The organism is Pilibacter termitis (assembly GCF_900167335.1).
GTDB lineage: Bacteria > Bacillota > Bacilli > Lactobacillales > Streptococcaceae > Pilibacter > Pilibacter termitis.
Genome location: NZ_FUXI01000020.1, coordinates 20651 through 38487, shown reverse-complemented (window position 1 = coordinate 38487; position 17837 = coordinate 20651). Strand labels below are relative to the sequence as shown.

At 35.8% G+C, this 17837-nt stretch carries 27 protein-coding genes; 3 read left to right on the top strand and 24 right to left on the bottom strand.

The features are described 5' to 3' along the window. Positions 1-10: 10 nt before the first annotated feature. The 21 genes from B5D30_RS08795 to B5D30_RS13720 all read right to left on the bottom strand — a co-directional run bounded on the left by B5D30_RS08795 (position 11) and on the right by B5D30_RS13720 (position 10930). The gene (locus B5D30_RS08795; protein ID WP_078807704.1) at positions 11-1690 is read right to left on the bottom strand and encodes a terminase TerL endonuclease subunit; all 1680 of its coding nucleotides are present in this window, start codon (positions 1688-1690) and stop codon (positions 11-13) included. Further along, entirely contained in the window at positions 1687-1986 is a 300-nt protein-coding gene (locus tag B5D30_RS08790) for a P27 family phage terminase small subunit (RefSeq protein ID WP_078807703.1), read from the bottom strand. The genes B5D30_RS08795 and B5D30_RS08790 overlap by 4 nt, the downstream gene beginning before the upstream one ends. Positions 1987-2105: 119 nt before the next feature. Continuing rightward, entirely contained in the window at positions 2106-2402 is a 297-nt protein-coding gene (locus tag B5D30_RS08785) for an HNH endonuclease (protein ID WP_078807702.1), read from the bottom strand. 153 nt (positions 2403-2555) lie between these two features. Further along, a complete protein-coding gene (locus B5D30_RS08780) occupies positions 2556-3011 on the bottom strand; it encodes a type II toxin-antitoxin system HicB family antitoxin (protein ID WP_078807701.1) in 456 nt (151 codons plus the stop codon). A 39-nt stretch (positions 3012-3050) separates the two neighbouring features. Continuing rightward, positions 3051-3233: a type II toxin-antitoxin system HicA family toxin gene (locus tag B5D30_RS08775; protein WP_078807700.1), complete on the bottom strand. Its 183-nt coding sequence runs from the start codon at positions 3231-3233 to the stop codon at positions 3051-3053. 73 nt (positions 3234-3306) lie between these two features. Next, positions 3307-3732 (bottom strand): hypothetical protein, encoded by a 426-nt coding sequence (locus tag B5D30_RS08770; RefSeq protein WP_078807699.1) that lies wholly within the window; start codon positions 3730-3732, stop codon positions 3307-3309. Between the two features lie 66 nt (positions 3733-3798). Further along, positions 3799-3993: a hypothetical protein gene (locus B5D30_RS08765; RefSeq protein ID WP_078807698.1), complete on the bottom strand. Its 195-nt coding sequence runs from the start codon at positions 3991-3993 to the stop codon at positions 3799-3801. 371 nt (positions 3994-4364) lie between these two features. After that, positions 4365-4652, bottom strand: a complete 288-nt coding sequence (locus B5D30_RS08760; RefSeq protein ID WP_078807697.1) for a hypothetical protein — start codon at positions 4650-4652, stop codon at positions 4365-4367. Positions 4653-4667: 15 nt separating this feature from the next. After that, positions 4668-4823, bottom strand: a complete 156-nt coding sequence (locus tag B5D30_RS13725) for a hypothetical protein (RefSeq protein ID WP_159443277.1) — start codon at positions 4821-4823, stop codon at positions 4668-4670. Next, positions 4820-5689 carry a rolling circle replication-associated protein gene (locus B5D30_RS08755; RefSeq protein ID WP_078807696.1) on the bottom strand — a complete coding sequence of 290 codons (870 nt, stop codon included), beginning with the start codon at positions 5687-5689 and terminating at the stop codon, positions 4820-4822. The genes B5D30_RS13725 and B5D30_RS08755 overlap by 4 nt, the downstream gene beginning before the upstream one ends. Positions 5690-5867: 178 nt before the next feature. Beyond that, a complete protein-coding gene (locus B5D30_RS08750) occupies positions 5868-6074 on the bottom strand; it encodes a hypothetical protein (RefSeq protein ID WP_078807695.1) in 207 nt (68 codons plus the stop codon). 8 nt (positions 6075-6082) lie between these two features. Further along, the gene (gene ssb / locus B5D30_RS08745) at positions 6083-6520 is read right to left on the bottom strand and encodes a single-stranded DNA-binding protein (RefSeq protein WP_078807694.1); all 438 of its coding nucleotides are present in this window, start codon (positions 6518-6520) and stop codon (positions 6083-6085) included. Next, complete coding sequence (locus B5D30_RS08740) at positions 6520-7206, bottom strand: putative HNHc nuclease (protein WP_078807693.1); 687 nt, start codon at positions 7204-7206, stop codon at positions 6520-6522. The genes ssb and B5D30_RS08740 overlap by 1 nt, the downstream gene beginning before the upstream one ends. Beyond that, positions 7206-7931: a hypothetical protein gene (locus B5D30_RS08735; protein ID WP_078807692.1), complete on the bottom strand. Its 726-nt coding sequence runs from the start codon at positions 7929-7931 to the stop codon at positions 7206-7208. Before B5D30_RS08735 ends, B5D30_RS08740 begins: the two co-directional genes overlap by 1 nt. Continuing rightward, entirely contained in the window at positions 7931-8353 is a 423-nt protein-coding gene (locus tag B5D30_RS08730; RefSeq protein ID WP_078807691.1) for a hypothetical protein, read from the bottom strand. The genes B5D30_RS08735 and B5D30_RS08730 overlap by 1 nt, the downstream gene beginning before the upstream one ends. Positions 8354-8378: 25 nt before the next feature. Then, positions 8379-8651, bottom strand: a complete 273-nt coding sequence (locus tag B5D30_RS08725) for a hypothetical protein (protein WP_078807690.1) — start codon at positions 8649-8651, stop codon at positions 8379-8381. A gap of 31 nt (positions 8652-8682) precedes the next feature. Then, complete coding sequence (locus B5D30_RS08720; protein WP_078807689.1) at positions 8683-8901, bottom strand: hypothetical protein; 219 nt, start codon at positions 8899-8901, stop codon at positions 8683-8685. Positions 8902-9898: 997 nt separating this feature from the next. Next, a complete protein-coding gene (locus B5D30_RS08715) occupies positions 9899-10165 on the bottom strand; it encodes a helix-turn-helix domain-containing protein (RefSeq protein ID WP_234984646.1) in 267 nt (88 codons plus the stop codon). Further along, positions 10149-10331, bottom strand: a complete 183-nt coding sequence (locus tag B5D30_RS08710) for a hypothetical protein (protein WP_078807687.1) — start codon at positions 10329-10331, stop codon at positions 10149-10151. Before B5D30_RS08710 ends, B5D30_RS08715 begins: the two co-directional genes overlap by 17 nt. 32 nt (positions 10332-10363) lie before the next feature. Continuing rightward, positions 10364-10609 (bottom strand): hypothetical protein, encoded by a 246-nt coding sequence (locus B5D30_RS08705; protein ID WP_078807686.1) that lies wholly within the window; start codon positions 10607-10609, stop codon positions 10364-10366. A 156-nt stretch (positions 10610-10765) separates the two neighbouring features. Then, positions 10766-10930 carry a hypothetical protein gene (locus B5D30_RS13720; RefSeq protein WP_159443276.1) on the bottom strand — a complete coding sequence of 55 codons (165 nt, stop codon included), beginning with the start codon at positions 10928-10930 and terminating at the stop codon, positions 10766-10768. Between the two features lie 147 nt (positions 10931-11077). On the opposite strand from B5D30_RS13720, the gene B5D30_RS08700 reads away from it, so the two are divergent. The 3 genes from B5D30_RS08700 to B5D30_RS08690 all read left to right on the top strand — a co-directional run bounded on the left by B5D30_RS08700 (position 11078) and on the right by B5D30_RS08690 (position 13466). Continuing rightward, entirely contained in the window at positions 11078-11788 is a 711-nt protein-coding gene (locus tag B5D30_RS08700; RefSeq protein WP_078807685.1) for a LexA family transcriptional regulator, read from the top strand. A gap of 199 nt (positions 11789-11987) precedes the next feature. After that, positions 11988-12176, top strand: coding sequence for a hypothetical protein (locus B5D30_RS08695; RefSeq protein WP_078807684.1), 189 nt, complete (start codon positions 11988-11990; stop codon positions 12174-12176). Positions 12177-12347: 171 nt separating this feature from the next. After that, positions 12348-13466, top strand: coding sequence for a tyrosine-type recombinase/integrase (locus tag B5D30_RS08690; RefSeq protein WP_078807683.1), 1119 nt, complete (start codon positions 12348-12350; stop codon positions 13464-13466). A gap of 86 nt (positions 13467-13552) precedes the next feature. Here the strand turns inward: B5D30_RS08690 and B5D30_RS08685 are convergent, their stop codons facing one another. From B5D30_RS08685 to pfkA, 3 genes are all read right to left on the bottom strand, one after another. Beyond that, complete coding sequence (locus tag B5D30_RS08685) at positions 13553-14359, bottom strand: hypothetical protein (protein WP_078807682.1); 807 nt, start codon at positions 14357-14359, stop codon at positions 13553-13555. A gap of 372 nt (positions 14360-14731) precedes the next feature. After that, on the bottom strand, positions 14732-16582 hold the full coding sequence (gene pyk / locus B5D30_RS08675; RefSeq protein ID WP_078807680.1) for a pyruvate kinase: 1851 nt from the start codon (positions 16580-16582) through the stop codon (positions 14732-14734). Between the two features lie 193 nt (positions 16583-16775). Further along, positions 16776-17741, bottom strand: a complete 966-nt coding sequence (gene pfkA, locus B5D30_RS08670; protein WP_078807679.1) for a 6-phosphofructokinase — start codon at positions 17739-17741, stop codon at positions 16776-16778. Positions 17742-17837: the final 96 nt, after the last annotated feature.

Here is a 17837-nt window from a genome sequence, read left to right as displayed (position 1 = left end):
CACCTCTTTTCTAAAAAAAGCTATTTGCAATATCTAAATAATCATCTATATTTCCACTATCTAGCTCGTCACCCAAGTACATTGCGTACTCAAAGGCTTTGAAACCGTCTGTTTTTCGTCTAACTTCTTCCTTTTTCAAATATTCAACATTTCCATCTTTTTTCAACTTACGCAGTACATTATTCGTGTACCACCGCATCATTTGATTATCTCCAAAACGCACACGGTGATTTGCAAATGCACTTTCAATCCTTGGTGCTAACAAGCTATCTATTGCACGTGGATTTTTCAAAACCAATACCTCAAGCCCCGCATTTTCAAATAACGGTCTTAAAATATCCATGCGGAAATTATCTGCTACAATTTTCTTAATCGAATGGTGATAGGCTTTTTCTAAAAACCAATCTACAATGTGCTGTGGGTTAATACTAGGTTCATCGAGTACCGTCAAGAAACCTTTTTCTTCCCACTCTTTAATCGGAGCAAACTGTCTTTTTCCGTTCACACTTTCTCTTGGACGAGAATATCCATAGAAATTGTCTACAAACTCTTTTCTGACAAAGCTATGTGTCAGCCAAAAGTATTCTTCTTCTTGTTTGAACAGCAATCCAACTGCTGCAAAGTCTCGAATACTAGCGAAATCTAATCCGCCAATACATTGAAACCCCTCCACATCGCCAACTTCCCTTTTAGTAGCGAGCAGTTCTTCATACGTTGCTACACTTCTTTCTGTATCACTTACAGGAAGATTCATGCGTTTTGTCATGAATTCTTCCCGATTGCTCGGGTCGTCCTGTAAATCCTCGAATTGTTCTAAAACTTCATCGAACAAATTCTCTGCATACGCACACATAGGCAAACTAAACATTGGATTAGCCTTCTCCCAATTTTTAGGGTCGTTCACCTCCTGCTCATCATCTAATTTGCAGATAAATGGAAATAAGGCATTGAAACGAGTTTTCCCGTTCAACACCTTACTTGCTTTTTCTTTTAAACTATCAATGAATCCTTCACGTACATAACCGTCTGTGCCGATATAAAATTCACGAGGATTTGGACGTTTTCCAAGTCCAGAAATATGCACTTTAACATCTTTGTTGCTCTCATATTGATGTATTTCATCAAAAACTACCGCACCATCTCGCAAACCGTCCTTTGTGTTGCCGTTACTTGTACGATACTGAATAATTGCATTTGTTTGCTTTCCTACGATTTGCGTTTTCGTATTTTTGAAAAACTGCTTTAATTGCGGATTCCGTTCAATCGTCAAATAAATTTCATCAAAACTTGTTTTTGCCTGTTCCTCACTATTTGCCACAATCGAAATATTGTAATCATTAATATTGTGAAACGGTGTTTGAAGAAAATTTGAAACGCCCGAAATTAAACCATTTTTTCCGCCACCTCGCCCCATCATAATCAAAAATTTCTTAAAAACATTGCGATTATTCGCAGAAAAAAACAAGAAAACAAACGAAATAATGAACTTTTGAAATGGCAATAACGGGAAATACCATTTCTCAATATACTGCACGCATTGTTCAATCATCTCATCATGAAAATAAATATCTTCTCGTGTATAAATTTTCTGCTCAACAAATTCAATCAATGCAATCCGCTCTTTATTCAAAAGTATTTTTCCACTCTTATAGTCTTGAATATACTCATCAACATATTTCTGATGTATCATAACAAATCACTCAAACTAGCTGATGAACTCCCCTTTTCTTTCGGTGGTGGCAATGTTTTTTCAATCGAAAGCATACTCGCATTTATTTTGTTTTTCTCTGCAAGTGCTGGGTTTGGCTTTAAATATTCATTTCCATTATTGATTACAATTATCATCTCTCCATGTTGCTTTATTGCTTTATCTAGCTTATAAAATAACTTTGCAAAATTGATATAGCGTTCCACTTTTTCAACTTCTGTCGGATTCGTTTTGTCAATTCTGCTCAATAATTCTTTTTTTATTTTTGCTTGATTCATTGCTCACACTCCTTTCTCTGAGGGGGTCACGGGAAAAATGCTCTTTTTTTGGTTAAAAGACCACTCCCACCGGTTCTTTACTCCGTGTTTTTTCGTCAAAAATTCAAATGCGGGGGGGGTCACCAATGAAAAATCTCATCGTCAAACTTCTTTTTCTTTTGTTTCTCAAAAATAATTCTCCCATGTCGCTCGTTATGACACTTCTTACATAACGTTCTCAAGTTGTCTTTATCTAAAGCTAATTCTGGATAATCTTTCAGCTCTTTGATGTGGTCAACTTCTAATGTTGCACTTGCTAGTGTTGTTACTTCCCCACGCTTTCTGCACCAAACACATTCATAATGGTCACGAACCAAAACTTCTTTCCTAATTTTTCGCCACTCTTTTGATAAATAAAAAGGATTTGTTTTCTTCATACTCGCTCCTTACTACCGCAAAAAAGCCCAAGCAAATGCTCGAGCTTTTTGAAATAAAATATTTTTGATTTGGAGTATGGAATCATTAGAAATTCACACTATCATAATAACACAGATAAAATGTGTTTTAATCACAGTTTAATCACGACACAACTAAACGTGTGTTTTTTTGTAAACAATGGCATCTGTTAATGTTTGAGAAAAATTCAAATGCAACTCTTTTCCCAACTTATCTGCCCACTTTGGAATGGTAAGAGTTTTCTTGACTGGTTCACTATCTTTCAGATATTCACTCAACTCTACTGATACCATTGAAATAAATGATTTCTCTTTGTTGTACTCATAATCAAAATCATCATCTTTGAAAGGATTATTTTTCTCTAAATCTAATAGATTTATCGGAGTAGGGTTGGGCATTTCTCTATTGTTTTCAATATCATCAGATAACACAAGACCTAACCAATCAGCCGCATTATATATAGCCTCTGAAATAGTATCGCCTTGTGTACCTCCGCAGTTCTCAAAATCTGGAAAAAATACAGAGAATCCCTCTGGGTACCCTTCTTTCGCCTCCTCATAGTAAAACAATGCAGGATAAGAAACAAACATGATAAAACCTCCTTCGCATTCGAAGAAACAAGGAAGGGTTTATTTCAACCCCGCCTGTTTCAAGATACCTTGTTCCGTACCACGTTTTAGTTTGTGAGGAACAATAATCGGACGGTTAACTCCCGGGTACAACACTTTTACATGAGACCCCTTGCCACCTTTGACTTCTATGCCACCATTAGCAACTAAAAGTTTCACCATTTCCTTTTGTGTCATTGGCATTCTAGACTACCTCCTGACGATTTTATTTTAACACGTATTACACGTATAATCAATTAAAATCTTCTTCGTGGCTCTATCGAATCAATTCATACTCAAGCTCATCAATAAATTTATTCACTTTACTTGTCGCTTGATTCTTATTCAAACACATTTTTTCAGCAAACGCATGGAATGACCATGCCGAATGCTCTTGCAAATAAAATTCTTGTATTAATGCTTTCGTATCATCATCTGCTCTTTCTAAACAATTCCTTACTGCGATATATTGCTTTTCTAATTTCGCTAATCGTTTATCTTGTTCAAGTTTAATAATATAATTCTCCGCCTCGAAGTTGTTTTTATTTGAACCTTTTATCCAAAAGTTTTCATCTTCGATATGTTTTTTAGCTCTCAATTCTTCTTTTCTTTCTAAAATGTATTGTTTCATTTTAGGATATTCCACTAAAACATTATGTTTGAAATAAGCATTTTTCCGTTTTCGTTGATGTCTGTTTGTCAAAATAACGCACCTCTATGCTATAATAATTTTGTCTGGGTGCATATGGCACCTTTTTTGTTTTTCAGTTCATCTTTTTTCTTGCTTATAATTAGGATTTCTCTCCTTATAAATACTTATAAGTTCCTGCATTTCTTCCGTTGTAGCATATTTTTTTATATATGTTCTAGTTGAATACTTTAAATGTTTTAACGTCCTTTCCTGCTTTGATAATTTTGATAAATAGTTCCTATTCGCTTTCACTTGTGATTGTCTTGTTTTCATCGCCATTTCCCTCATAAAACGTAGCAGTATGGTTATATTGTCTATTTCTGTATAACAGTACTGTTATATCTGTCTTGCTCGTATAACTGTACTGTTATATCTGCCTTACTCATATAACTGTACTGTTATATCTTACTTACTCATATAACTGTACTGTTATATCTACCTTGTTCATATAACTGTACTGTTATATCTGCCTTGTTCGTATAACTGTACTGTTATATCTGCCTTGTTCGTATAACTGTACTGTTATATCTGCCTTACTCATATAACTGTACTGTTATATCTGCCTTGTTCGTATAACTGTACTGTTATATCTGCCTTGTTCGTATAACTGTACTGTTATGTCTGCCTTGTTTGTTCCTTTCTTTCTAACAATTTGTTTCTTTCTGCTGTTTCCAAACTTCCACCTCACTCCAATCTTCCAACAACTCGCCCCAAAAACTTATCTCCAAAGATTCTGCTATTGCTGTAATCCTGTCTGCTCTCGGCAATTGCTTTTTATTTTTTGCTTGAGCAACCCAATTTTGATTGTTGCTAATCTCTAGTGATAAATCAGACGGTGTTAGCCCCTCTTTCTCCAATAAATCATAAACATTTGCCCAAAATACTTCGCCGATTGGTTTTAATTCCATTCCTTTATTTTTTTTATTATTCATCGCCATTCTCCTCACTCATAAAATCTTTCCTGTTTTTAAACTCATCACTCGCTTTTTTCCCTCGTGTTCCACAATCTTAACCCTCTCATACTTATATTCTTTCTTCCAACCATTCAAATTGCCTTTTTCAAAAATATCCACTTTTACTTTCTGTATTGTTGTTTCTTTCATGATTTCTGCTCCTTATCTATTTTTCTTAGTCTAAAATATATGCGTACACCCAAAAATAAATCTTCCCTCACATCTATCTCTACCACTGCACTCTTTTTCGTTTCTCTCTCGTATATCGTAAATGGTACAAATTCCCACCCTTGATATTTTTCTTGCAAAAATTCTTTTAAGCTGTCATTCTCTACTGCCTTGATTATTTTTGACCTAGTGTATTTATATTTATTCGGTTTGTGAATGACTGGTTTCTTGAGATTATTTCTACTTGCAAACCATTTTCTTTTTCCTTGTCGATTTTCTTCCTTGAATTCTTTTGTCATATACTGTGCAACCACTTCTACACCATTTAGCCACTTCCCACCTTTAAACACTTTTTTTATTTTCTTAATATGCACAAATCCTTTGGGCAGTAATTTCTTTCCTCTACCGCTTTGCCAACACTCCTCTATTTCATCGTAAGTATTACTGCTATCAAGCAAAACATTAAAATGGTACCTTCCATTTCTTCCCTCTAACGTAGCTAAATATTTAGCATTTGCTAAACCTCTCTTTTTTCTTCTCGCATTTAATCTACGCATATAATTTTTAAATTCTTTTTCTGCCTCCTCCTGTGATTTTGGCAAAGATAAATCATTGAATGTGAGGACTATGCTATAACTTCCTTCTTTAAAATTTGCAATAGCTGTCAGACGAAACCACTTGCTTGCATTTTGATAATTTAAATTTCTTTGTTCTGGTCTACTGGCATCTTTTTTTCTCTTTCTTCCATGTGGCTTGTTTAACAATTCTATTTTTTCTGTTTTAGGTAAAATGCTCACTTCTTGATATTCTTCTCCTGCTGAATATCGAACCTCTTTCATAAATTGCATAGTCTCAACCTCGTTCTATCTTGCGTTCTTAAGTTAATACCTATTACAAGACCGCAATGCACTTTCCTAGAAAAGTGCAGAACGTTGACAAATAAGCGTTTCTATGCTATATTTTTCTTGTAATTAGGTTTTCTTTTTTTAAAAAGAGCGACTGCGAAACGCTCTTTTTTTGTTTTCACTAAATAACTACTTGCATTTTCCATTTTTTACAGTTCCACCACAAAAGCTGACCGTTTCTCAGCTGGAATGTTTGCACTCTACCTCTATAACGAACATCGAAATTCTGCACAATCTGCCCTGTCGCTCTAATTACATCTTCCTTATGAATCTCAATTATTTCTGCCCCATGAGAACGGAAAAAGTAAATCACGTCTTTCTCTGTCATATCTTCTCCTAGAATGGTAAGTCATCATCTGGTATGTCTATCGGCTCTCCTTGATGAAATATTTGGTTTTGCTGTGCTTGTTCTACTCGTCCAAGGAAATCATCTTCTGGAAGTGGTGCTTTTTCTCGTTTGCTTTCTAAAAAAGTGAAAGATTCTGCTACAACTTCCGTTACATACACACGTTGCCCTTGTTGGTTTTCGTAATTTCTCGTTTGGATACGTCCTGTTATTCCAATCAATGAACCTTTATGTGTATGTTTAGAAAGAGCCTCAGCTTGTTTTCCCCACACTATTACATTGATGAAATCTGCCTCACTATTTCCTTTTGAATCGGTAAATTTACGATTAACCGCAAGTGTAAAACTTGACACCGCTCGTCCACCTGTTGTGTACCGTAATTCTGCATCTTTTGTTAGTCGTCCAGTTAACACCACATTATTTATCATCAAAATCTCCTATCAATTTTTTCCATTTGTTTTTTCGTCATAATATGCAATCGTTGAAGTGTGTGTTCGTCTAACGATATTGCTTTTAACTTGTATTTGTTTTCAGCTGTTTTTAATCCGATATAATGAAACTCATTATGATGTTCACGACAAAGTGCGATAAATTTACTCGCTCTGTGGTCGAAAATCTTCCTCGAATTTAAACCTACTAAATTTTCTTGGTGATGAATGTCTGCACCCTTTCGACCACAGACAGCACATACTCTATACTTCAAACAATTAAACAGTTGTCTATTCATATTTTCTGGTAAAATATTATGTTTTTTCATCGGCACATCAAAACTAAAGCAAAAGTCAATCAAGTAATTAAGAAATCTAGTTCCCTCAACTTTGCTTGCTTTTGAAAAGGCAAACTCCTCAGCTGTATCTTTTAAATACATGAATTTCATCAGTCGCTTAATTTCTTCTTTGTCATATCCCGTGAACAAAGAAATATCCATAAGCAACGCATAGCCAAGTTTGACTTGACTATACGTTATTGCTCTAGGGTCTTTTACACGAACTTCCACTTCTATATCATCGCCATGTTCGCCAATTAGTTTGATGAAATTGAGATTTATTTCTTCATCGAGTTGTATTTTTAATTCATCGCCACTAATTGATTTTAGTTTTCCTATTACTTTCATTAGCCTACTACAATAATTTTTCCACTTTCAATTTTCTCTTTTAATGCAGTATTAAAAAACTCTTTGATGTTTTCAATTGCTAAATACTGCCACTTGCCACCGTCCGCATTAAATAAAGCTAATTCCCCGTTTTTATTTCCTCGAAATACGAATGGGCTAGGTGGCTGTGCGACATCTAAAAATGTTCTGTACGGTTGTAATTCAATCGGATTGTCAATTTCTACCATTTCAAATCTTGCACCCGATTTCATTTTCACTTCTTGCGTGATACCATTGTCATTAATCTCTGACTGTTCTCCTACTACAATCTTACTTGCAAGAGTTAGCAAAATATCCACATTTTCCGTGCGTTCAAAATGCTCCATAACTGAAATATTGAACCGCTCAGAATCCATGAACATACCATAATTGAACTCACGAATCATAGGTGTTACAGAGGCTAACACTGGGTGGTCATTGTTTGAATTAACCGCCTCAAGCAAGCTAACTCTCGTTGCACTTTCAATATGAATCATCATATCTGTTTCCTTTTCAAAATCAGATTTGATGTAATCTACTAGCCCTTGTAAAGTATGGAGTTTTATCGTTTCAAAGGGCAGCTCTTTAATTTCTGTTAATGTCGCACGTTCTCTGTCGTAAAACGTGCGACCATTTTCTAATTCGTACAACACCGTTTGCTTTTTCGTTAACTCACTAACAAATTGTAAATCTTGATTGTTTTCCATTACATTTCTCCTGCTTTCTTATTGAATTTGATTACTTTTTTACTTTCTGTTTCTACTTCTTCAATTTTCTGCCCAGTATCTGTCCTCAGCTGTGCTTTTTCGTCAAAGTACATTTGCCCTCTTTGATTTGTTTTCAGCTCATTTACTTCCATTTCCCCTGTCATTCCCTCTCCGTAAAGAGCGACCACCTTACTTGTTTTTTCTGGTAATAATTTTGATTTTACAACCGCCTCGATGTTTATGGCGGAATCAAAATTATTGCTCGGGGTAATGTCTAATGTGATAATAATTTGCCGTTTTTTATCACTATCTACATTTGGGTCTTTGATGTTTTCAATTACTTTATCCAGTTCATACCTAAAACGTTCTTGGATAATACCGTCATTCAATTTTGCAATGTTTAATTCGTTTGTGTCGTGCATTCTTTTTTTCTTCCTTTCGTTTTATTTAGCTCTGCCAAGCTAGGCTTTTTCTGTCCTCAAATTTTAATTCCGAACGTAGCATGAGATTTTCTTTTTTTAGTTCTTTATTTTCGTTTTGGTATTCTAGCAAATCATGCAAATTCACATCATGAATAACGTTTGAATCTTGCTTTTCTTCTTTTAGTTTGTTAATTTCTTTACGTTGTTGCATTACAATATGTGTTATACGTACCGTGTAAATTGACATCACTCCCCACGAAAACAACAAAAATAAATCTGCTATCATAATTTCATTCATCGCCACACCTCTTTTCTTTCGTTACGTTTCATCAATAATCAACATAACTAAATCGCTGTTTCGTTTTCCATGCCATGTAATCCAAGTAAACTTCATAATTAATCATTGCATGACGACCATATACTGCATAGCCACGCTGAAATTCTGGAATACTACGCATTTCACTAATTCGCCTTTGGTATGTTGTTTGACTGATTTTTTCAATTTCGATTAATTCTTTTTTAGTCTTGAACTTTGACCATTCAATCATTTTCACACCTCTCTCTTTTCATTTTTTTATTTCTTCTTTTACTTTCCTTAAAAAAGAAAGTCATGATATAATACAAACAATCTGATAACCCCTGGAGGGGACGAAAACAATCCTCGAATTGTTCTAAAACTTCATCGTACAATTTAGAACCCTTAAACCCCGATAGGGGACGGAAACTTTATTTCATCTCCTGCCTTTGCGACTAACGATGCGGCAGTTCAGAACACTTAAACCCCGATAGGTGACGGAAACTTATCATCTAGCTTGCTATTTAAGTCCGTTTCGTTCAGAACCATTAATCCCCGTGAGGGGACGAAAACTCGAATAATTGTGCCGAAAGTTCATCGTTCAACCGATTTAGAACACTTAAACCCCGAGAGGGGACGAAAACTCTCTCTTACATTCACACCTAAATCTAAACCAGTTCAGAACACTTAATCCCCGTGAGGGGACGAAAACATCACTAAACGTTGCACACGTTCCACTTCTTTGCTATTCAAAACCATTTATCCCCGGGAGGGGACGGAAACATATTCTTTCTCATCGAATAATTGTGCCGTTCAGAACCATTACCCCCGTAAGGGGACGGAAACTAATACCACTTACTTCGCTCATTTTTTCCATTAGTTCAGAACACTTAAACCCCGTGAGGGGACGGAAACCCAAAAACCAATCTACAATGTGCTGTTGGTTAATACTATTTAGAACCCTTAATCCCCGTGAGGGGACGGAAACAGATATTTCTTTGCTGGCACGAAACGTTGTACTCGTTCAGAACCCTTAACCCCCGTGAGGGGACGGACGGAAACTCTGACAAAGCTATGTGTCAACCAAAAGTATTCTTCTGTTCAGAACACTTAAACCCCGATAGGGACGGAAACACCATAATCAGCCACAAGCCCTCAATGAAATCAATTTAGAACCTTAATCCCCGAAAGGGGACGGAAACCAACTTCATCTCCACCGTTACGGACGACATTGAAATGGTTCAGAACACTTAATCCCCGTGAGGGGGCTTTTTTGAATAAATAAATTTATCCCTTTTAAACAGATTGTTTGTATTAAAATCATGAAATTTTTCCTTGATTTTTTTTATTAGGTGGAAACTCGGAAAAACAAAACCACCTTCAAGTTTGCTATAATGCGATACTGAAATAGATAAAATTTCAGCCATTTCTTGTTGCGATAACTTTTTTTCTTTGCGAAATTGTTTTAAATAAGCCATGCCACTGGTTACCTTTCGTTTTTTAATTACTTTTCGCAACGTCTAACATCTCATTAACGAAGTTTTCTAAATGAATCAATGAATTTGCCAAATCACTTGCGAGCTTAGTGTTTTTGTTTTCTGCTGCACACACTAATGCTAATTTAATTAGTTCATATTGCATTTCGTAGTATTCTTTTATTGCTTTTACTTTTGTTTCTGTCATTTTGTCAATCCTTTCTAGCTTTTACGTCTACATTATGGACTTTTCGATTTGTCAAGTTCGTTTCCAAAATTTTTTACAACATCAAAAAGTTGTAAAAAATTTATTCCTGTACTTTCAGAAATTAACCCTAAATTATACGCAGAAATCAATTTTGGATTAATCCGCCATTTATATAATGTAACAATATTTATCCCTATTTTGTTAGCTATGGCTTCATATTTTAAACCTGTAGATTCTAATAATTCGTCTAACGGCTTATGCGTTTTGCTTGTTCTCATTCATTCTCGCCTCCTAACATTACAAACATTTAAACAATGCAATCAACACAATACCAACACAAACACCTAATAACCAATATAAAAAAGTTTTCTTTTCCATTTCATTTTCCTCTTTTCTATGTTAATATAAAGGCAAAGGGGCAAAGCCCCAATGCTTTATTTAATCAATGCTGATATTAAAGCACCGATTATGATTCCAGCTGTTCCGATTAAAGCTACTGGAATCTCTTTAGACTCGTTTGCCGACGAGTCTTCTTTTTTGTTGTCAACATTAAGGTGAATATGGATTTCGTATTTGACAACTTGTTTTTTCTTACTCATTTTCTCACCTCCCTCAACCTTATGAATTAATTATACAACTAACTTTACAAATAGTCAAGAATAAACTTTGCTTTTTGTAAAGTTTATTTTGATTTTTTTCAGTGAATACATTACAATATAGATATATAAAGAAAAGAGGATAAACTAATGAAAAAAATTCAATTACCAAAAATGATAGATTACTATAGAAAACAAAATGGACTTACTATGAAAGAGTTGGGGAAATTAATGAACAAAAGCGAATCGGCTATATCTTTGTGGATTAGCGGAAAACGTTCGCCAATGGTAGATGATTTGGATAGATTAGCTGAATTGTTAAACGTTACAATAGAAGACTTAATGTTTGGAGCTAAAAAAACATCAATTATTTCAGAAATAACAACAACATCAGAGCAACTAAACGAACCAAGACAAGAAAATGTCCTAAATTTCGCTAAAAACGAGCTTTATGAGCAAGAAAAACTCGAAGATGAAGAAGATTACACACTAGAGGAAGAAACGCACACATACGAGGCTATACGTCTCGCAGCAGGTACTGGAGCATTTAACGAACAGTACAACCTTGAAACTGTCGAGCTATGCCCAAGCGAACTACCTCCTCGTTTTGACTACGTTTTTCTGGTGGACGGTGATTCAATGGAGCCATTTATAAAAGACGGTGACGTTATTTTTGGAATAAGTGAAACAAGCATCACCAACGGAGGTTTTTATGCAGTTACAATAGACGGAGAAGAATATGTAAAAAAATGCTACTTAGAAGATAATCGCCTGCGTTTGTGTTCATTGAATAAAAAGTATGATGATTTCTTCGCAACAGAAGAAAATCAAATACGTGTGATTGCGAGGATTATGTTGTAACGTAAAAAACACTAAAAATTTTAAATAGAATTAGTTGACTATATAAAGAGTTTCATGTTAAGATTATTTAACATGTCAAGCTCAAGTCGTACGTCGTCTTGAGCGTTTTTTTGTATAAAAGCTGTCATTTTTTATTTGACAGTAGAAAGGAATATGCTGCAACCGATTATTAACTATTTTATAACTAAAGGATGGAAATATGGAAAAATCAAAACTTAGTAGTTCAGATAATATGCTTGAAAACAACACAGTTAACAACTCAAAAGAAGAATATCCCGACTTTGACTTTGACTTTATACACAGTTTTGACGGAAAAGAGGTAACAGAAAACGATAAGAAAGTTATGAATGAACTTATCCGAACGTATCTCGAGTCTAAAAAGAAATAACTTATGTATAAATGCGAAAAAGTATTTGACAGTTTTCAAAAAAATAATGTATAGTTAGGTTAATTCAAAATGGTTGCTGTGGACGTTGTTCAGAAAGTGACTAGAAAAAGAACCTATGACTTATGTTGTAGGTTCTTTTTCTTTATAAATATAAGGAAGTGATGATAAAAAATGTGGATAGAAAAACTAGAAAACGGTAAATTTAAGTTTATCGAGCGTTATCTTGACCCTTATAGCGAAAAATGGAAAAAAGTTTCTGTTACCCTTGATAAAAAAAATCAACGTGAGGCACAGCGGATTTTAGAAAAAAAGATACAAGACAAATCAAATAAAATTCAAAACAGAGCTATCACTTTGCATGAATTAATGGACAAGTGGTTACAAAATTATAAGATGAAATCTAAAAATAGTAGCTACTTTTCAAGAGTAAGTCATATCAAAAAACTAAAGAAATCTATCTCTCATGAAATACTTGTAAAAAATATAGACAGAGTTCTTTTGATTAAACAAATAGAGGAATGGCTATTTGTGCAGGATTTAAGTAGAAACTACGTGAAAGAATTGAAAAATGTATTGAATATGCTGTTTAAATATGCGATTGATATGCAATATATTCAAACAAATCCTTTAAACAATATTCAAATTCCTACAAAAAAAGTGGAAGTCAAACATATAAAAGAAAAGTATCTTGAAAAAGACGAAGTAGAAATGATTCTTGACAATTTGCGGAATGCCTATGGAAATAAAAAGAATAAAAGAATTGCGGACTTATGTGAATTTTTGTATCTCAACGGTTTGCGGATTGGTGAGGCACTCGCTTTGGAATGGTCTGAGATTGACTTTGAAAATCGCACAATAGCTATAAATGGCACTTGGGATTATCATTATAACAACCAAGATTTTGCACGAAAAACGAGTACAAAAACAGCACAATCAAAACGAACAATATCATTTAACGAAAGAACAAATGAAATATTGCATGAAATCCAAGCAGAAAACCCAAAAGAAGTCCCTTATATTTTTATCGGTTTACTTTCACACAGACAGTTAACTGTACAAGTAATTAGCAGTAATCTCCGCAATGCTACTAAAAGAATTGGCTTAAATAAACGTGTTTCACCACATACATTTAGGCACTCACACATTTCCAGACTTGCCGAACTTCATTTGCCTGTTGCTGCAATTATGGAACGTGTCGGACACGCTGACAGTAAAACGACACTTGAAATCTATACACACGTTACAAATAAAATGCGAGAAGAAATCATTGAAAAAATTGAGCTTTTATAAATAAAAAGGGGCAGACTAGGAGCGTTTGCCCCTTTTCTGCCCCTTTTGGTGTTTCTTACTTCTTTAGAGTAGATAGAAACGTTGATTTAATAGTTATCTCCCTCTACTAAATCATTGATTTCTTGTTTCATTATATAAAACAAAATGTTTTTGTATAATCCGTCATATAGCTCAATCATCTCTTCTGCATTTAGGTGAGGTGCCGTTGCATTTTCGCCTTGCTTTGCATAATATTTGTTTAGCACAAACGACAAGTTGCTATCTTTGACGATTTTTAGCTTTGGTTCTACATAATCCACTAATTGCTTGAGAATCACTCCTTTTTCCTCTATATCCGCTTTATGCGAATAATGCGAATATCCTAGGACAGCCAGTGCCAATTGTTCATCTTCGGGTAAAATAATGTCTGCTACTGCATTGACAAAATCATCACTTGGCACAACAATCAACTGTTTCGGACGAATTTCAATAATTTTATGTGCAATTTTCTCAAGAATATAATGGATATTATGCTTAATCTGTGCTTTCGCCTCAGCGAAATCATATTTCCCTTTGTGATTAATTTCTTCAAGTTCTTGGAACACTAAAAGAATCAACTCGATAAAACAATTCAACTCATCTAACGAGACACCGTAAACAATGGCAGGGAAATATCCACTTTCCTCACGAAACGGAAGTTGAAAATACCTTACCATTTCATGAAAACTCACGAAACTTACCCTGCGTTTAAAATTCAAAAATTCTTTTTCTATAATTTGCAAAACCGAAACAGAATAATTGTGCGTTGCACTATAACTACTCCTGCTCCTCAGCAACGTCCACAATCGTTCATATTCTTGCCTTGTGTCAATTTCGTGTTCATTGAGCAAATCATAAATATTTTTTCTAGCCATAACCAATCTCCATTATATGGGCACCTCTAAAAACTCACGCCTATCCAAAATTGCTAGTTTTCCGATTTTCTTCGTCATTCTCCTCAACCTATGAACCACATAGCTTTCGTCGATTTCCTCGAAAATCGAAAAACTAGCTAATTTTGGCTTAACCGGAGTTTTTAGAGGTGCCCATATTTTCAGCCTTAAATCAATAGTTGCCGTCTCCAACGACAATGTTATGATATTACTACACCTTACGCTGAAATGTCAACTTTGACTAAAAAAACACAAACTTTAATCAAGAATATCAGGCAGAATTTCTCATTTTTCTAATCTAAAAAACGCATGAAATCTTAAACCTGATTCCATGCGTTTATTTTTTATTTCAAATTAAATCGCTGCTGTTTCACCTTTGTAAACAATACCACGACGTGGGTCTACGGTTACGATTTGTCCGTCAGAGATTGCATTTGTTGCGTTTGCTGCTGATACAACCACTGGAATTGATTTCGCAATTCCCACAACTGCTGCATGACTTGTAAGTCCACCTGTTTCAACGATAATTGCTGCTGCTTTCGTCATTGCTGGAAGGTAGTCTGCATCTGTTGAAGGTACAACTAAAATGTCGCCTTCTTGAACTTTACTTACCGCTTCTTCAGCAGAGAACGCTACTACTGCACGACCAATTTTCGTTTCAGTTCCCACACCTTGACCTTCAACCAATTTGTTACCGATAAGTTGAATTTTCATGATGTTTGTTGTTCCACGTTCACCTACTGGTACACCAGCGGTAATCAAGATTAAATCACCTTCCGATGCAAGTCCCATTTCAACAGCTTTTGCTGTCGCTTTTTCAAACAATTCATCCGTTGAGAAAACTTTTTCAGAGATAACTGGCAATACACCCCAGTTTAACATCAATGAACGTTGTGTTTTTTCGTCAAACGTTAACGCTAAAATGTCTGCTTGCGGACGGTATTTAGAAATCATGCGAGCTGTATAACCAGATTCAGTAACCGCAACGATTGCTTTTACACCAAGGTTTTTCGCTGCACGTGCAACAGAAAGACCAATAGTTTCTGTCACATCTGTTTTTTCAAATTCGTTTAGTTCAAATGAACCAAATTCTTGAAGATAGCTTTCAGATTTTTCGTTAATACGTGCCATTGTTGCAACAGATTCGATTGGGTAAGCACCATTTGCAGATTCACCAGAAAGCATTGTTGCATCTGTTCCGTCAAATACCGCATTTGCCACGTCACTTGCCTCTGCACGAGTTGGACGTGGGTTAGCTTGCATAGATTCCAACATTTGTGTTGCTGTTACAACTGTTTTTCCTACCGCATTAACTTTTTTGATAATCATTTTTTGTACCAATGGTACATTTTCAGCAGGAATTTCCACACCCATGTCACCACGAGCAATCATAATCCCGTCACTTGCTGCGATTACTTCATCAATGTTGTCGATTCCTTCTTGAGATTCGATTTTTGAGATGATTTGTACGTGTGTGTTTCCTGTTTCTTCAAGGATTTCACGAATATCCAATACGTCTTGTGCTTTACGAACAAAACTTGCTGCGATAAAGTTGATTCCTTGTGTCAAACCAAAGCGAATATCTGCCTCGTCTTTTTCTGTGATACCAGGAAGTGAAAGAGATACACCTGGTGCATTTACACCTTTACGGCTACCTAACATACCAGCATTTTTCACTTCTACGACTAATTCACGAGTTGCCTCATCTTTTTCCAAGATTTCCATGTCGATAAGACCATCATCAAACAATACATGACCACCAACGTGAACATCATCAAAAAGTCCCGGATAAGTGACAGCAATTTTTTCTTTTGTTCCTTCAAGATTTTCGTCCATTGAAATACGTGTTTTGTCGCCTACTTCAAATTTGATGTAGCCTGCACGTCCAAAGTCTGCCTCTGTTGTGTTTTGTTTCGTTGTACGAATTTCTGCCCCTTTTGTATCAAGCAAAAGTCCTACGTGTTTTCCTGTTAATTCTTCTGCTTTACGTACTAATTCCATACGTGTGCTTTGTTCTTCATGGTCACCATGCGAGAAGTTAAAACGGAATACGTTCGCTCCGTTGTTGATTAATTCCCCAATTTTTGCGACTGTTGGTTCAACGTCAACCGCATCACCAAACGAATAATCTGGGTCTAAGTGTGTGCGACCACCACGAAATTCAACAGCAGGTCCAAGTGTGCTTACAATTTTTGTTTTTTTCATTTGAGGTAAAAGCTCCCATCGTTTTTTTATAATTTATTTTTATACTAATGAAAGTTCTAATGCTGACAAATAAAATTGCTTGTCCAACTACTGAAAAACCTCGCAAACCTCCTAAGGTGTGAGAAACATAACAACGTAATTGCACAAATAACCACTTAGTCTTTCTTAAACTTCAATTAGCATGAAACCAAGGTTAAATAGACAAATCTGCATTGAGCTGGTAAAGGCTCAAGTCCGCTTTGTGTTTGTGATTTGTAAGGGTGTCGATAATGTCTTTGGCAACCAATTCTTCTTTTTCGATACCAACCGCAAGACCGCCACGACCTTCTTTTAGAAGTTCGACTGCATAAGCACCAAATTTTGATGCAAGCACACGATCTCGTGCAGTAGGCATACCGCCACGTTGAACGTGACCAAGAATAGATACACGTGTGTCGGTATCATTTCCAGCCTCTTTTAGTTTATCTGCAAATTCCTGACCACCCATTACGCCCTCGGCAAGTACAATAATCGTGTGTTTTTTACCACGTTTACGCCCAGCCTCAATACGTGTCATAATTTCTTTAATATCAAAATCGTGTTCTGGTATGATAATATCATCTGCACCACCTGCAACACCTGCCCAAAGTGCAATGTCGCCAGCTCCACGACCCATTACTTCTACTACAAAGGTACGCACGTGACTTGTTGCCGTGTCACGCAAACGGTCAATCGCATCAAGTGCTGTATTTACCGCTGTGTCAAAACCGATTGTGTAATCTGTTCCCGGAATATCGTTGTCAATTGTTCCCGGGATACCAACAGCTGGGAAACCATGCTCTGTAAGACGCATTGCTCCATGATAGCTACCGTCACCACCGATTACAACGACTCCTTCAATTCCATGTTTTTTTAATTGATCAATTCCTGCAAGTTGACCCTCACGAGTCGCAAATTCAGGGTATCGTGCAGAGTAAAGGAACGTTCCTCCACGAGCAATCTTGTCGCCAACAGACGCAATATCAAGCGGAAAAATATCTCCTGCTACCATTCCAGCGTAACCGTAGTTAATACCGAATACTTCCATACCCTCAGTAATCGCTTTGCGAACAACTGCACGAACTGCAGCATTCATTCCCGGAGCATCTCCGCCACTTGTTAAAACAGCAATGCGTTTCATATTTTGTTCACCTCATTAAAAAATTAATACTACTCAAATTTGTATTTGAACTCGTATAGAAAACTCTATCTAGTTTCCTTATAGCTCTCTCTGAAA

What these genes read in the sequence shown, in the direction of transcription:
- B5D30_RS08765 (WP_078807698.1), bottom strand. Translation starts at nt 3,993, where the DNA reads ATGAAAACAAGACAATCACAAGTGAAAGCGAATAGGAACTATTTATCA.
- B5D30_RS08780 (WP_078807701.1), bottom strand. Translation starts at nt 3,011, where the DNA reads ATGTTTGTTTCTTATCCTGCATTGTTTTACTATGAGGAGGCGAAAGAA.
- B5D30_RS08725 (WP_078807690.1), bottom strand. Translation starts at nt 8,651, where the DNA reads ATGAATGAAATTATGATAGCAGATTTATTTTTGTTGTTTTCGTGGGGA.
- B5D30_RS08720 (WP_078807689.1), bottom strand. Translation starts at nt 8,901, where the DNA reads ATGATTGAATGGTCAAAGTTCAAGACTAAAAAAGAATTAATCGAAATT.
- B5D30_RS08685 (WP_078807682.1), bottom strand. Translation starts at nt 14,359, where the DNA reads ATGGCTAGAAAAAATATTTATGATTTGCTCAATGAACACGAAATTGAC.
- B5D30_RS08785 (WP_078807702.1), bottom strand. Translation starts at nt 2,402, where the DNA reads ATGAAGAAAACAAATCCTTTTTATTTATCAAAAGAGTGGCGAAAAATT.
- B5D30_RS08795 (WP_078807704.1), bottom strand. Translation starts at nt 1,690, where the DNA reads ATGATACATCAGAAATATGTTGATGAGTATATTCAAGACTATAAGAGT.
- B5D30_RS08690 (WP_078807683.1), top strand. Translation starts at nt 12,348, where the DNA reads ATGTGGATAGAAAAACTAGAAAACGGTAAATTTAAGTTTATCGAGCGT.
- B5D30_RS08740 (WP_078807693.1), bottom strand. Translation starts at nt 7,206, where the DNA reads ATGAAAGTAATAGGAAAACTAAAATCAATTAGTGGCGATGAATTAAAA.
- B5D30_RS08705 (WP_078807686.1), bottom strand. Translation starts at nt 10,609, where the DNA reads ATGAGAACAAGCAAAACGCATAAGCCGTTAGACGAATTATTAGAATCT.
- B5D30_RS08775 (WP_078807700.1), bottom strand. Translation starts at nt 3,233, where the DNA reads ATGCCAATGACACAAAAGGAAATGGTGAAACTTTTAGTTGCTAATGGT.
- B5D30_RS08755 (WP_078807696.1), bottom strand. Translation starts at nt 5,689, where the DNA reads ATGCAATTTATGAAAGAGGTTCGATATTCAGCAGGAGAAGAATATCAA.
- B5D30_RS08700 (WP_078807685.1), top strand. Translation starts at nt 11,078, where the DNA reads ATGAAAAAAATTCAATTACCAAAAATGATAGATTACTATAGAAAACAA.
- B5D30_RS08735 (WP_078807692.1), bottom strand. Translation starts at nt 7,931, where the DNA reads ATGGAAAACAATCAAGATTTACAATTTGTTAGTGAGTTAACGAAAAAG.
- B5D30_RS08710 (WP_078807687.1), bottom strand. Translation starts at nt 10,331, where the DNA reads ATGACAGAAACAAAAGTAAAAGCAATAAAAGAATACTACGAAATGCAA.
- B5D30_RS08730 (WP_078807691.1), bottom strand. Translation starts at nt 8,353, where the DNA reads ATGCACGACACAAACGAATTAAACATTGCAAAATTGAATGACGGTATT.
- B5D30_RS08695 (WP_078807684.1), top strand. Translation starts at nt 11,988, where the DNA reads ATGGAAAAATCAAAACTTAGTAGTTCAGATAATATGCTTGAAAACAAC.
- B5D30_RS08790 (WP_078807703.1), bottom strand. Translation starts at nt 1,986, where the DNA reads ATGAATCAAGCAAAAATAAAAAAAGAATTATTGAGCAGAATTGACAAA.
- pyk (WP_078807680.1), bottom strand. Translation starts at nt 16,582, where the DNA reads ATGAAAAAAACAAAAATTGTAAGCACACTTGGACCTGCTGTTGAATTT.
- B5D30_RS08760 (WP_078807697.1), bottom strand. Translation starts at nt 4,652, where the DNA reads ATGAATAATAAAAAAAATAAAGGAATGGAATTAAAACCAATCGGCGAA.
- B5D30_RS13720 (WP_159443276.1), bottom strand. Translation starts at nt 10,930, where the DNA reads ATGAGTAAGAAAAAACAAGTTGTCAAATACGAAATCCATATTCACCTT.
- pfkA (WP_078807679.1), bottom strand. Translation starts at nt 17,741, where the DNA reads ATGAAACGCATTGCTGTTTTAACAAGTGGCGGAGATGCTCCGGGAATG.
- B5D30_RS08750 (WP_078807695.1), bottom strand. Translation starts at nt 6,074, where the DNA reads ATGACAGAGAAAGACGTGATTTACTTTTTCCGTTCTCATGGGGCAGAA.
- ssb (WP_078807694.1), bottom strand. Translation starts at nt 6,520, where the DNA reads ATGATAAATAATGTGGTGTTAACTGGACGACTAACAAAAGATGCAGAA.
- B5D30_RS13725 (WP_159443277.1), bottom strand. Translation starts at nt 4,823, where the DNA reads ATGAAAGAAACAACAATACAGAAAGTAAAAGTGGATATTTTTGAAAAA.